Genomic DNA, 12,848 nt, shown 5'->3' on the forward strand with positions numbered 1-12,848 from the left:
CCCAAGGCGCCGCATGCGGCGCCTTTTTTTATGCCCGCGTCCGGCGATAATCGCGCGGTGAGCACGCCATCACGCGCTTGAAAGCATGGCTGAACGCGCTGTCGGAATCGTACCCCAAACGTTGCGCGATGATGGATACCGGTTCAACACCGGTACGCAGCGCCCGCGCAGCCAGCAACATGCGCCAACGCGACACATACTCAAGCGGCGCCATTCCCGCCTTCTGCTTGAAGCGCAGCGCCAACGTCGAACGGGAAACGCTCGCCGCATCGGCCAATGACGCCACCGTCCAGCGACGGGCTGGATCGGCGTGTACTGCCTGCATCGCGGCGCCGATGCGCGGATCGAACAAGGCGGGCAGCCAGCCGGAGGCCGCGCCCTCCTCCCCCGTCAGGTAAATCCGCAGCGCCTGGGTCAACATGATTTGCCCCAGGTGATGCGTCATCAGCGCGCTACCCGGCGAAGGCTTTAACAGCTCGTCCGCCAGCCGCTGCAACGCCCATTGCAACACGGCGGCCTCTTCGGTGCCGCCTCGGATCACCATCAACGCCGGTAAACTCCCCAACAACCGCTCCACTTCCTCACCGAAGGTAAAACTCCCGCCGATAAACAGGCAATCCTCCGCCTCGCCGCAGCTCGCCACACCATTTTTCGCCTGCAGATAAAGTACGTCAGCATCGAGCGCCGGCAGCGACAGATCGCTGCCGACAGTGACCGGCAGGCTGCGGGTCAGCAGCAAGCAGTCGCCGGCCGCCAGCCGCAGCGGTTCGGCCAACCCTTCCGCCGCCAGCCAACAGCCGCCGCGCACCACCGCGTTGAATTTCCCGCTCTGCGGCGCAGGAAAATGAACGGCCCAGTCGCCGCCGGCCTTCAGGCCGCCGAAAAACGCATTCTGGCTGTTCAATGGCGCAAGCACTTCCGATAACGGATCCATACCCTCTCCCCCTAAGCCCCTTTCATGAGCATAGCCCGCGCCATGCTCCAGCCAAAGGTTTTAGGACGATGGCGACAGAAATTAGGCGTCGGCGTCATCTGCCAGGCCTACTCCCGCGTCAGCTCGCGCGCGTAGTCGTCAAACGCCGGGTGCTGCAATACCACATCGATGAAACAGGCCAGCGCCGGGGAATTCAGCTTGCGGCTCGGGTAGACCAGATACAGTTCATTCCCTTCTGCGCGCCAGGCCGGCAACACCTCCACCAACAGCTTCTGCGCCACCACCTCGCGGCTGAGAAACGCCGGCAGCAGCGTGATCCCCGCGCCGGCGATAGCGCATTCGCGCGCATACAGCAGATTGTCGGTGGTGTGCGCCAGCGGCAGCTGCCAGCGGTAATAATCGTCGCCGCAGCGCAGGTTCCAGGCCGTCCAGGCGCGGTGGGCAATGCAGCGATGTTGCTGCAGCTGCTGCGGGTGCTCGATCGGCGAGTGCTGCGCCAGATAGGACGGCGCAGCCAGCAGATAGCGCGGCGCATACCCGAGGCGGCGGCCGATCAGCGAAGAATCCTGCGGCTTGCCGGTGCGCAGCGCGGCGTCGAAGCCTTCCTGCACCAGATCCACCATGGCGTCGGATACCGACACCTCCAGCGATACGTCCGGGTACTGGCGCTGAAAATCCGCCGCCAGCCGCGCCACCAGGGTTGCCCCCAACCCGGCCGGCGTCGAGATGCGCAGGCGGCCGCTCGGGTTGTCGCGCAGCCGCTGCAGCGCCAGATCGGCCCGCTCGGCGGCGGACATCATCGCCTGGCAGTGTTCCAGATAGCGCTCGCCGGCGAAGGTCAGGTTCAGCTGGCGCGTGGTGCGGTTGAGCAAACGCAGCCCCAGCGTCTGTTCGAGCTGGCTGATGCGCTGACTGACGCTGGACTTCGGCAACCCGACACGCTGCGCGGCGGCGGTGAAACTGCCGCACTCCGCCACCAGCGCGAACAGCGCCATGTCCTGCAGCTGTTTGAACTCCATTGTTCACCTCTGACGAACACTCAGTTAGATATTGTCCATCTTATCACCCCACTGCTGCGGGTCTACACTGGGGACATCATTTGAAAGGAGCACAATCATGTCGATAAAAGCCATTGCCGTAGACCCGCAGAACCCCGCCGGTTTCATCGAAATCTCACCGGAGATGCCGGTGCCCGGCCAGTACGATCTGCTGGTGGAAGTGAAAGCGGCCTCGGTCAACCCGGTGGATACCAAAGTACACGCCGGTCTGCAGAAAAGCGGCCTGCAGCAGCCGCGCGTCCTCGGCTGGGACGCCAGCGGCATCGTGCTGGACGTGGGCAGCGGCGTCAGCGGCTTCAAGCCCGGCGATGAAGTGTGGTACGCCGGCGACATCACCCGGCCCGGCAGCAACAGCAGCCACCAACTGATCGACTCTCGCATCGCCGCGCACAAACCGCGCAGCCTGAACTGGGCGGAGTCCGCCGCCATGCCGCTCACCGCCCTCACCGCCTGGGAGGCGCTGTTCGAGCACCTGAACATTCAGGATGCGCCCGAGCACAAGACACTGCTGATCATCGGCGGCGCCGGCGGGGTCGGCTCGCTGGCCATTCCGCTGGCCGCGCTGCGCAGCAAGGTGAAAGTGATCGCCACCGCGTCCAGGCCGGAATCCGCCGCCTGGTGCCGCGAGCGGGGCGCCGACCTGGTGGTGGACTACCGCGATTTGAAGGGCAACCTGGCGCAACACGGCATCGAGCAGGTGGATTACATCCTCTGTCTGAACGATACCGACGGCCACTGGCCGGCGATGGCCGAACTGATCGCGCCGCTCGGCCATATCTGCACCATCGTCGAGAACGCGCAGCCGTTGGATCAAAACGCGCTGAAACTGAAAAGCGCCGCGCTGCACTGGGAATTCATGTTCACCCGCAGCATGTTCACCACCCCGGACATCGCGCAGCAAGGCCGGATCCTGCAGCAGGTGGCGCAACTGCTGGACGACGGTAAGCTGAGCACCACGCTGAGCGAAACCCTGCACGGGCTGTCGGTAGACACGCTGACCGCCGCGCACCAACAGCTGCTCGGCGGCCATATGCAAGGCAAGCTGGTTATCGCTTACTGAGTTCGCATCGCGGCGGCGTTCTGCGCCGCCGTTATTGCGGACGAACGAAACCGACGCACAGCGTTTGCTCATCGGCCTGCGGATCGGCGCGGAAGGTCAGCGTCTGCTGCCAGTCGAGGCGCATCTTCGGCCAGTGGGCCAGTTCGCCGCCGAAGTCGCTGTGCGCGCAGTCTTCACCCAACCGACCGAACAAGGCGACGCCATGCTGCGCAATCTGCGGATAGCTGATGTTGACGTTGTAGATGTTCGGCCGCGTATGATTTGACCAGCGCGTAATGGTCTGCGGCCGGGAACCGGCATACACCGTCATCCACTGCGACAGGTATTCGCCGCCGACGTAACGCAGACTGACGCCATACCGCTCCTGCCACAGCTGTTCCACCCCGGCGCTGAACGCCTTGATGCCCACCATCTTCTGACCGGCATTGCGCACGTTGCCCAGCATCACCGCGGCATACCCCAGATAGACCGCCAGCGCCGCGCACATCAGCCCAATAGTCGCCGCCCGCAGCGAACGCACCGGCGGCTGACGCACGCAGCCGACCAGCAGCGCGGGTGCCAGCATGAAGAACGGCTGCAGCCACTCGGTCAAGCGGCCGCCGACGTTGAAGGAGAACCAGAAGGTGATGATGCCGAGCGGCAGCAGGTAGATCCACAGCAGCACCCGCATCGGCAAGGCTTTCGGCCAGGCCAGCACCGCCCCGCTGCGGCGCAGGATCCACCACAGCACCAGCGACGGATAGAACACCAGTAGCAGCGACTGCAGCATGTCGAGATTGAGCTGCATCTTGATCTGCGAATCCACCCACTTAAAGGCGGCGAAGTCGTGGTTCCACAGCCAGAATACGTTCGGCAACACCAGCGCCAGCCAGATCGCCACCGCCAGATAGAACTGCGGTTGGCGATAGCAGCGACGGATCTGCGGCACGAACAGCGTCGACAGCGCCGCGAAATAGACGAAGGCGAAGGTCGAATACTTCGCCATCATCGCCAGACCGGCGGCCAACGCGAAGGCCGGCCACCAGTTGGCCGAACGGGAAATCGCCATGTGGAAGAACAGCGCCATCCACGGCCACAGCATCACCAACAGGTAGTTGTCGTTGTAGGGAATGATGTCGAAATTGATGATGCCGGACAGGTTGAGCGTCAGCAGCGCCATCCAGGCCAGCGAAGTGCTGCCGCTCAGGCGGCGCGCCAACAGCCAGACGCCCAACATGCCGATGGCGATGGCGATGAAGTGCCCGCCGTACCAGTAAACGTTCAGCGGCAGCCACGACAGCCAGATCGCCGGCTGCATCGCCGCACCGACCAACCAAGGATTTTTCGGTGAGCCCCACTCGCCGTTGAGGCCCCAATTGAGCGCCTCGACGGCGTCGTAAGGCAGGGTAGGATCGAGATGAACGGTCAGCAGCGTCCAGGCTGCGGCATAGCAGATCAACCAGAGAGCGAGTAAGCGATAAGACATGTCTTCTTCTGAGCGTTATTGTAAAGAAAACCTTAACGTAGTCGCTACCGAATGAACCATGTTTAAACAGGCCTTTAAATGTGCGTCCGTGCGGCCGTTTCTGCCGCGCGATCGCACATTACGCTAATTTTTCTCAGCCTGCGGCGTGGCGCTGGGCGGGCGCATTCGCCAGCCGACCGGCGTCCGCCGCCAGCAGCTGTTGCACCAGCTCGACACAGCGCAGGAAGCGCTCTTCGTAATCGCTGGACTCAACGTGCACGTACTCGATGTTGTTGGCGCGCAGCATCTCCTCCAGCAGGCGCTGGAACGCCAGGCGATCGGCGGTGCTGCCGAGACTGCGCAGGCCGTCCGCCACCCACGGCGTGTTGTTTTCCAGCAGGATCACCAGATCGAAGCGGTATTCGTCGATCAGCGCCTGCACGAAGGGATGCTCACGCCCTTCGTACTTTTTGCAAAACGCCTGGGTGGTGACGAAATCGGTATCGATAAACGCCACCTTGTTGGCGTACTTGACCGCGAAATCCACGTATTGCGCCTGCCCGAGGGCAATTTTGTCGTAGTCGGAGTACTGCAGCGCCATCTCGTCGCCGCCCAGGTGCGAGAACACGTAATCGCGGCCATATTCCCAGGCGCTGGTGGTGTTGAAGATGTTGGCCAGCTTGTTGACCAGCGTCGATTTGCCGCTCGACTCGCCGCCGAGGATCGCCACGGTGCGCACGAAGAACGGTTTCACCTCGGTCGGGATGTAATCCCAATAACGGAACGGATCCTGACGGATCTGATTGCCGCTGATGTTCATGAACGACCGTTCGGGGTCGACCAAAATGGTTTCGATGCCCAGATGCTCGCGGTAGCGCGGTGCATCCTGCGCTTCGCTGGAATAGATGAAGCTCGGCACGATGCCTTTCTGTTCCATAAAGGCCTTCATGCCGTCGCTCCACACGTTCCAGCCGTGCGGGTACGGTTCGATGCCCTGCTCGTCGAACGAGTGGATATGGATGTTTTTCTGGTACTTGAAGGTCTGCAGCAGCCAGCGCAGGCGATCGCTGACCGTCGGCTGTTGCGACATCGAACTGTTCTCGAACAGCTCACGGTCGCGCGGCTCGTCGTGGCACAAGATAACGTGCAGCTCATCCACCTGGCTGCAGGCGCGCTGGATCAGATAGATGTGGCCGGTGTGCAGCGGGTAAAATTTACCAAACACCACGCCGACTTTGACCTCTTTACGCGGGAACTCCAGCCCGAGAAAACGGTGCAGCGCCTCGAGCTTTTGCGCGCTCGGGCTTTTGATCTTGTCGTTCAACAGCTGGCTGAGATAGCCTTTGGTCATGCCGCTGGCATCCGCCACCTGCTGCAACGTGCAGCCCTTTTGCTTGATGGACGTCTTCAGGTAATCAAATTGCGGCATGGCCACCTCCGTTTAGTATGCTAAACAAAATAGCATATCTTTCTCGCCGTCGGCGACATTAATAAAACCCTTCCAGCACGTCCAGCGCGTCCGCCAGCTTCTTGACCCCGAACACCTGCATATTGGCCGGCGGCTTTTTCGGCATATTGCCGTGCGGCACGATGGCGCGTTTGAAACCGTGCTTGGCCGCTTCGGCGATCCGCTCCTGGCCGCTCGGCACCGGACGGATCTCCCCCGCCAACCCCACTTCGCCGAACACCACCAAATCGTTCGGCAGCGGCCGATCGCGCAGGCTTGAGACCAGCGACATCAGCAGCGCCAGATCGGCGCTGGTCTCGCTGACCTTCACCCCGCCGACCACGTTGACGAACACGTCCTGATCCGACATCTGCAGCCCGCCGTGCCGGTGCAGCACCGCCAGCAGGATCGCCAACCGGTTCTGCTCCAGCCCCACCGCCACGCGGCGCGGGTTGGACATCATCGAATGATCCACCAGCGCCTGGATCTCCACCAGCAGCGGCCGGGTGCCTTCCCACACCACCATCACCGAACTGCCGGAGGTAACTTCGTCGCCGCGGCTGAGGAAGATAGCCGAAGGGTTGCTCACTTCGCGCAGCCCCTGTTCGGTCATGGCGAACACCCCCAGCTCGTTGACCGCGCCGAAGCGGTTCTTGTGGCTGCGCAGGGTGCGAAAGCGGGAATCGGCGTCGCCATCCAGCAGCACCGAACAGTCGATACAGTGTTCCAGCACTTTCGGCCCGGCCAGCGAGCCGTCTTTGGTGACGTGGCCGACCATCACGATCGCCACGCCGCGCGTCTTGGCGAAGCGCGTCAGATAGGCGGCGGTTTCCCGCACCTGCGCCACGCTGCCCGGGGAAGACTGAATGTCCGCCATGTGCATCACCTGAATCGAGTCGATCACCATCAGCTTCGGCTGTTCCTGCTCAGCTATCAGGCAGATCTGCTCGATGCTGGTTTCCGACAGCATGTTCAGGCCGCCGGTCGGCAGTCCCAGACGGTGGGCGCGCATCGCTACCTGCTGCAGCGATTCCTCGCCGGTGACGTACAGGGTTTTCATCTGTTCGGACAGTTTGCACAGCACCTGCAGCAACAGGGTGCTCTTGCCGGCGCCGGGGTTGCCGCCGATCAGAATCGCGCTGCCGGGCACCACACCGCCGCCCAGCACGCGATCGAACTCGAGAAAGCCGGTGGTGAAGCGCGGCAGCGCCTCAAGGCTGATTTCCGACAGCTTCTGCACTTTGCTGACACCGGCGTCGCCGGCATAGCCGCTGAGGCGATCGTTGCGCGCCGCAGTGGGCGACGCGGCCAAACGCACTTCCGTGATGGTGTTCCAGGCATGGCAGGCGCTGCACTGCCCCTGCCAACGCGGATAGTCCGCCCCGCACTCATTGCACACAAATGCCCGTTTTTCCGCTTTTGCCACGTCTTACCTCAATCTTTCGTTATCGCACTTCGTGTTTCAGGCTGCCGGTGAGAATACACAGCACGCCCATCAAATCCGCATGCCGGATCGATACCTGCGCTTTTTCATACACTTTCGGTTTGGCGTGGTAGGCGATGCCCAGCCCCGCCGCCTGCATCATTTTCAAATCGTTGGCACCATCGCCGATGGCCACGGTTTGCGCCAGCGGGATCTCCAGCTTCTCCGCCAGCCGCAGCAGCGTATCGGCTTTGAACTGCGCGTCCACCACCGGCCCCAGCACTTCGCCGGTCAGTTTGCCGTCGCGGATCTCCAGCTCGTTGGCCGCCGCCGCCACCAGCCGCAGCCGGTTGCGCAGGTATTCGGCGTAGTAGGTGAAACCGCCGGAGGCGATCGCCACATGCCAGCCCATCGCCTGCAGCTTGCCCACCAGGCTGGTCAGCCCCGGCATCAGCGGCAGCTCGTCGCGCACCTGCTTAAGGATGTTGGCGTCGGCCCCTTTCAGCGTACCGACGCGCTGGCGCAGGCTGGCGGTAAAGTCCAGCTCGCCGCGCATCGCGCGTTCGGTCACTTCCGCCACCTGCTCCCCGACGCCCGCCAGCTTGGCGATCTCATCGATGCACTCGATCTCGATCGCCGTTGAATCCATGTCCATCACCAGCAGCCCCGGCGTGCGCAGGTGCGGGATTTTGCCGAGCGGCGCCACATCCAGCCCGCTCTCCGCCGCCAGCAGCTTGGCGCGCGGCGTCAAGGTGCCCGCCAGCCGCACCACCTGATAGTCGTCCACGCCCCAGGCGGTGACGATCACCATCGCCGCGCCCAGCTTGCGTTGGAATTGGGTAATGCGCGCCTTGTCCAGCGCCCTGCCATATAACAGCCACCCGGTATTGCCCGCCCGGTAGTCCAGCGGCATCACTTCGTCGCCGCTGAGCGAAAGGGGAAGACCCGGCCATTGAGAGATCTCCGCCGGAAGATCGCAATAGGTCAGACTGTTTGACATCATTGACTCCTGAATGGACAAAAACGCTGCATGATAAAACGACGCATCAAGCTATCCTATCGCCAGCGGTTCTGGCAACATAAAGTGTCCCCGATGCCCAAGGAACCTGCATGGCTCGCGCTAAACTGAAATTTCGCCTGCACCGCACCGCTATTATCCTGATTTGCCTGGCTTTGCTGGTGCTGCTGATGCAGGGCGCCTCTTATTTTAGCCTGAGTCACCAAATGGCGCGATCCGAGCAGGTGGAAGAGTTGGCGCAGACGCTGACCAAACAGGTCGCCTACAGCCTAGCGCCGCTGCTGGACGACGACGGCAACAACCCGCGCATCGACGCCATCCTCAAGCAGCTCACCGATCACAGCCGCATTCTCGACGTCAGCGTGTATCAGCTGGACGGCACGCTGGTCTCCCACGCCGGGGAACAGATAAGTATACGCGATCGCCTGTCGCTCGACGGCAAACGCGCCGGCAGCTACTTCAACCACCAGTTGGTCGAATCCATTCAGGGCAAAGACGGCCCGATCGGCTTTATCCGCATCACCCTCGACACCCACGTGCTGGCGACCGAATCCAAGCAGGTGGACAACACCACCAACCTGCTGCGCCTGATGATCCTGCTGGCGCTGGCGATCGGCATCATTCTGGCGCGTACCCTGTTGCAACACCGCCGCAGCCGCTGGCAGCAGTCGCCCTACCTGTTGACCGCCAACACGCCACTGGAAGAAGGCAATACGGTGGAAGACGATGAAGACGATGCGCCGGAGAAAAAACAGGAAACGCCTAAGCAGGGGTAATTCAGGCCAGGCGTTGAATGCGTTCGTGCAACTTCTGCAGCTGCGCCAGCATTTGCTCGGCAATCGCGCGGAAGGCTTCGCTGATGTCGTCATGTTGCGCCGTTCGCCGCCAGAACTCGAGAGCCAATAGCTCCGCTTGCCGCCAGACAGCGCCGCTCACCTCGTTGCTCAAACGGATCTCCACCGCGTCATGGCGCAGATTGCCGCTGCTTGCTGGGGCAAAAGCCATCGGCAGCATATCGTACAAAGGCGCCAACGTGACCGGCCGCTGCGTTGGCCGCAAGAACGACAGATTTCCCTGGTGCATATCGCTATTGGCTATCAATCGGCCAAAGGCCCAATACAGGGCAATCCGTTGGCAGGCAGAGTGATCGATCACGCCTTGCTGCAATAGCCGATTAGCCGCCACGACCCAGTTGGCATGGCCGCTGCCGCTGAACTCGGCATCCAGCGCCTCCAGCGACACCATCGCCACCCGCCCTTCTTCGCCGATGCGATCAAAGCGCTCTACCTCTAAAAAGCATTGCCGATCGGCACCGAACAGAATTTGCGCCGTTGCGGCAGGCAATCCCGCAGCGGCGATCGTCTGCAACGCCAGCGACTCGGCGATCAGCAAATCGCTCCAGCGCTGTGCAACGACATGCGTCGGCGCCAGACTGAACTTCACCAAAACATGCGCACGATGCCCAGGCGTCAGCTCAGCATAGGCGGCAAATTTGGGTTGTTCGCCACCGGCGGAGGAACCCACCAACTCCCCGGCCAGCGCCTGGACAGACAATGCGGCGTAATGCTCGATTTTATCTTCCGCCGCAACAGCGACGGCAGTATCCCGCATCAACCAACGCTGATAGCTGTCGGCGCCAGGCAGCAAATCGCCAGTCATGTCTTCGCCATAACGGCAGAGCGCCAACAGGCGTTGGCCTTCATCCCATCGCCGCACATCCTCCGGCAAATTCAACTCGCGTGCCGCCGCTTTGCCCCAGGCTCGCCCGAGAAAGCCAATCGGCCGCAGATCATTCAGATACCATGGCAGGCCGTCATAGAGCTGCCACTCACCGCTGCGCTCATCGCACACCGCACAGTTATCCGCAGGATACAGCGGGCACAGCGTGGCAAACAGGTGCGCCTTGCCCCGTTCATCAACCCGATACAGCGGAAACTGCCTCTCCCCTCCGATCCCGCGTCGCAACGCATAGCGCGTCGCTCTGCCTTTACCGAGGATCAATACAGCGCCCGCCAGTTCGCGGATACGGCGCGATAGCGTCGGCTGGCTGATGCCCAACGCTTCTGTCAGTTGACGAGCCGTGGCCGGCCCATGACGCAAAACTTGTTCAACGGTGAGCATCGGATGAATAGATTGGTGAATAGATTGATAGAGGAAGTAATAGCGTTAAACGGCAGAAAGGTAAAGCGTTAGCCAAAAACGGCCATGCGGAGTGAATGGATTGACGGGCGGGCGCCATGACGACGCCCGCCGCGGTATTACGCTTTGTCGCCCAGCAGCACGGATTCCAGCGCGATAACGATCATTTCGTTAAAGGTGGTCTGGCGTTCCGCCGCCGTGGTCGCTTCGTGACGCAGGATGTGGTCGGACACGGTGCAGATGGTCAGCGCCTTACAGCCGAACTCTTCGTACAGCTCCGCCGCCACGCCGTAGATGCCGGCCGCTTCCATTTCCACGCCCAGGATGCCGTACTTCTTCATCACCTGGAACATATCCGGATCCGGGGTGTAGAACAGATCGGCGGAGAAGATGTTGCCCACGCGCGCCGGTATGCCCTGCGCCGCCGCCGCGTCGACCGCGTTGCGCACCATGTCGAAGTCGGCGATCGCCGCGTAGTCGTTGTCCTTGAAGCGCAGACGGTTCACCTTGGAGTCGGTGCACGCGCCCATGCCGATCACCACGTCGCGCAGTTTGATATCGTCACGCACCGCGCCGCAGGACCCCACGCGAATGATCTTCTTCACGCCGAATTCGGCGATCAGCTCGCGCGCGTAGATGGAGCAGGACGGAATGCCCATGCCGTGGCCCATTACGGAGATGCGGCGGCCTTTGTAGGTGCCGGTGAAGCCCAACATGCCGCGCACGTTGTTCACTTCCACCGCGCCTTCCAGGAAGGTTTCGGCGATGTATTTTGCGCGCAGCGGGTCGCCCGGCATCAGTACTACGTCAGCGAAATCACCCATCTCAGCATTAATGTGCGGCGTAGCCATAATTTTCTTCCTTTAGAAATCTTATTTAATAAAAACGTCAAACGTCCAAGCCTTGAATTTCGAGTTGCAGCCAGGCAGCTGGCGGGTGAATCCCCAGTCGCTTACTTGAGTAAGCGACTGGGGTTCACGCGTGAAGCTAACAACGCTGCGGCTTGAAAGACAGGGCTTAGAACAGGGTCTTACCGTAATCCATCGGCGACAGGCCAAAGTAATTGGCGACGGTCTGGCCGATGTCGGCGAAGGTCTCGCGGTGGCCCAGCGAACCCGGTTTCACTTTCGGGCCGTAAACCAGCACCGGGATGTGCTCGCGGGTGTGGTCGGTGCCGCTCCAGGTCGGATCGCAGCCGTGGTCGGCGGTGAAGATGATGATGTCTTCGTCTTTCACCAGCTTCAGCAGTTCCGGCAGGCGGCGGTCGAACAGCTCCAGCGCGGCGGCGTAGCCCGCCACGTCGCGACGGTGACCGTAGGAGGAGTCGAAGTCCACGAAGTTGGTGAACACGATGGTGTTGTCGCCGGCCTTTTCCATTTCGATCAGGGTCGCGTCGAACAGCGCGTCGATGCCGGTCGCCTTCACCTTCTTGGTGATGCCGACGTTGGCGTAGATGTCGGCGATTTTACCGATCGACACCACTTCGCCGCCCTTCTCGTCCACCAGCTTTTTCAGCACGGTCGGCGCCGGCGGCTCTACCGCCAGATCGTGGCGATTGCCGGTGCGCTGGAAGTGGCCCGGCTTGTCGCCGACGAACGGACGCGCGATCACGCGGCCGATGTTGTAACCGCCTTCGGTCAGCTCTTCACGCGCGATTTCGCACAGCTCATACAGGCGCTCCAGGCCGAAGGTCTCTTCATGACAGGCGATCTGGAATACCGAGTCGGCGGAGGTGTAGAAAATCGGCTTGCCGGTTTTCATGTGCTCTTCACCCAACTGATCGAGGATCACGGTGCCGGATGAGTGGCAGTTGCCCAGGTAGCCCGGCAGATTGGCGCGCTCCACCAGCTTATCCAGCAGCGCCTGCGGGAAGCTGTTGTGCTCGTCCTTGAAGTAGCCCCAGTCGAACAGCACCGGCACGCCGGCGATTTCCCAGTGGCCAGACGGCGTGTCTTTACCGGAAGAGAGCTCGCTGGCGTAGCCGTAGGCGCCGATGATGTCGGCGTTGCGATCCAGCCCCTGCGGGAAGTTGCCGGTCGACTCTTCCGCCGCTTTGCCGAGGCCCAGACGGCTCAGGTTAGGCAGCGTCAGCGGGCCCTGACGGCCCACGTTGGCCTCACCGCGCGCGCAAACCTCGGCGATGTGGCCCAGGGTGTCGGAACCCTGATCGCCAAAACGTTCGGCGTCTTCGCTGGCGCCGATGCCGAAGGAGTCCAATACCATAATAAATGTGCGTTTCATCTGTGCTCTCCTGCGTGTTCTCACGCTATTGCGACCGCAAAACTGCAATCGCCCTTATTCTCTAAATTTATACCCAATGGATTT

11 protein-coding genes are annotated in these 12,848 nt (G+C 61.9%); 2 read left to right on the plus strand and 9 right to left on the minus strand.

What is annotated here, in order from left to right; all coding sequences use genetic code 11:
* Positions 1–28 precede the first annotated feature (28 nt).
* The gene (locus ACSBQS_RS15060) at positions 29–934 is read right to left on the minus strand and encodes an AraC family transcriptional regulator (RefSeq protein ID WP_033651700.1); all 906 of its coding nucleotides are present in this window, start codon (positions 932–934) and stop codon (positions 29–31) included.
* A 107-nt stretch (positions 935–1,041) separates the two neighbouring features.
* Entirely contained in the window at positions 1,042–1,953 is a 912-nt protein-coding gene (locus ACSBQS_RS15065; RefSeq protein WP_033641801.1) for a LysR family transcriptional regulator, read from the minus strand.
* Positions 1,954–2,050: 97 nt separating this feature from the next.
* Between ACSBQS_RS15065 and ACSBQS_RS15070 the strand changes: the two genes are divergently transcribed.
* Positions 2,051–3,052, plus strand: coding sequence for a zinc-binding alcohol dehydrogenase family protein (locus tag ACSBQS_RS15070; protein ID WP_072626700.1), 1,002 nt, complete (start codon positions 2,051–2,053; stop codon positions 3,050–3,052).
* A gap of 31 nt (positions 3,053–3,083) precedes the next feature.
* Here the strand turns inward: ACSBQS_RS15070 and ACSBQS_RS15075 are convergent, their stop codons facing one another.
* The 4 genes from ACSBQS_RS15075 to serB all read right to left on the minus strand — a co-directional run bounded on the left by ACSBQS_RS15075 (position 3,084) and on the right by serB (position 8,366).
* Complete coding sequence (locus ACSBQS_RS15075; RefSeq protein ID WP_198774583.1) at positions 3,084–4,517, minus strand: glycosyltransferase family 39 protein; 1,434 nt, start codon at positions 4,515–4,517, stop codon at positions 3,084–3,086.
* A gap of 133 nt (positions 4,518–4,650) precedes the next feature.
* Positions 4,651–5,925 carry a multifunctional transcriptional regulator/nicotinamide-nucleotide adenylyltransferase/ribosylnicotinamide kinase NadR gene (nadR, locus tag ACSBQS_RS15080; protein ID WP_033641798.1) on the minus strand — a complete coding sequence of 425 codons (1,275 nt, stop codon included), beginning with the start codon at positions 5,923–5,925 and terminating at the stop codon, positions 4,651–4,653.
* A 58-nt stretch (positions 5,926–5,983) separates the two neighbouring features.
* Entirely contained in the window at positions 5,984–7,369 is a 1,386-nt protein-coding gene (radA, locus tag ACSBQS_RS15085; protein ID WP_434991030.1) for a DNA repair protein RadA, read from the minus strand.
* A gap of 19 nt (positions 7,370–7,388) precedes the next feature.
* Positions 7,389–8,366, minus strand: a complete 978-nt coding sequence (gene serB, locus ACSBQS_RS15090) for a phosphoserine phosphatase (RefSeq protein ID WP_197666600.1) — start codon at positions 8,364–8,366, stop codon at positions 7,389–7,391.
* A 110-nt stretch (positions 8,367–8,476) separates the two neighbouring features.
* On the opposite strand from serB, the gene ACSBQS_RS15095 reads away from it, so the two are divergent.
* Entirely contained in the window at positions 8,477–9,160 is a 684-nt protein-coding gene (locus ACSBQS_RS15095) for a YtjB family periplasmic protein (RefSeq protein ID WP_122004213.1), read from the plus strand.
* Position 9,161: 1 nt separating this feature from the next.
* Here ACSBQS_RS15095 and yjjJ read toward each other — a convergent pair whose 3' ends face one another.
* The 3 genes from yjjJ to deoB form a co-directional block, all read right to left on the minus strand.
* Positions 9,162–10,505, minus strand: a complete 1,344-nt coding sequence (gene yjjJ / locus ACSBQS_RS15100; RefSeq protein ID WP_197666601.1) for a type II toxin-antitoxin system HipA family toxin YjjJ — start codon at positions 10,503–10,505, stop codon at positions 9,162–9,164.
* 137 nt (positions 10,506–10,642) lie between these two features.
* Positions 10,643–11,374, minus strand: coding sequence for a purine-nucleoside phosphorylase (deoD, locus tag ACSBQS_RS15105; protein WP_004933059.1), 732 nt, complete (start codon positions 11,372–11,374; stop codon positions 10,643–10,645).
* 166 nt (positions 11,375–11,540) lie between these two features.
* A complete protein-coding gene (gene deoB / locus ACSBQS_RS15110) occupies positions 11,541–12,764 on the minus strand; it encodes a phosphopentomutase (RefSeq protein ID WP_033641795.1) in 1,224 nt (407 codons plus the stop codon).
* Between the last annotated feature and the right edge of the window lie 84 nt (positions 12,765–12,848).

Source organism: Serratia sp. H402Y (assembly GCF_051172415.1).
Taxonomy (GTDB): domain Bacteria; phylum Pseudomonadota; class Gammaproteobacteria; order Enterobacterales; family Enterobacteriaceae; genus Serratia; species Serratia ureilytica.

Coding starts and splice junctions, on each gene's coding strand:
- deoB (WP_033641795.1), bottom strand. CDS start 12,764: ATGAAACGCACATTTATTATGGTATTGGACTCCTTCGGCATCGGCGCC.
- nadR (WP_033641798.1), bottom strand. CDS start 5,925: ATGCCGCAATTTGATTACCTGAAGACGTCCATCAAGCAAAAGGGCTGC.
- yjjJ (WP_197666601.1), bottom strand. CDS start 10,505: ATGCTCACCGTTGAACAAGTTTTGCGTCATGGGCCGGCCACGGCTCGT.
- ACSBQS_RS15060 (WP_033651700.1), bottom strand. CDS start 934: ATGGATCCGTTATCGGAAGTGCTTGCGCCATTGAACAGCCAGAATGCG.
- deoD (WP_004933059.1), bottom strand. CDS start 11,374: ATGGCTACGCCGCACATTAATGCTGAGATGGGTGATTTCGCTGACGTA.
- ACSBQS_RS15095 (WP_122004213.1), top strand. CDS start 8,477: ATGGCTCGCGCTAAACTGAAATTTCGCCTGCACCGCACCGCTATTATC.
- serB (WP_197666600.1), bottom strand. CDS start 8,366: ATGTCAAACAGTCTGACCTATTGCGATCTTCCGGCGGAGATCTCTCAA.
- ACSBQS_RS15070 (WP_072626700.1), top strand. CDS start 2,051: ATGTCGATAAAAGCCATTGCCGTAGACCCGCAGAACCCCGCCGGTTTC.
- ACSBQS_RS15075 (WP_198774583.1), bottom strand. CDS start 4,517: ATGTCTTATCGCTTACTCGCTCTCTGGTTGATCTGCTATGCCGCAGCC.
- ACSBQS_RS15065 (WP_033641801.1), bottom strand. CDS start 1,953: ATGGAGTTCAAACAGCTGCAGGACATGGCGCTGTTCGCGCTGGTGGCG.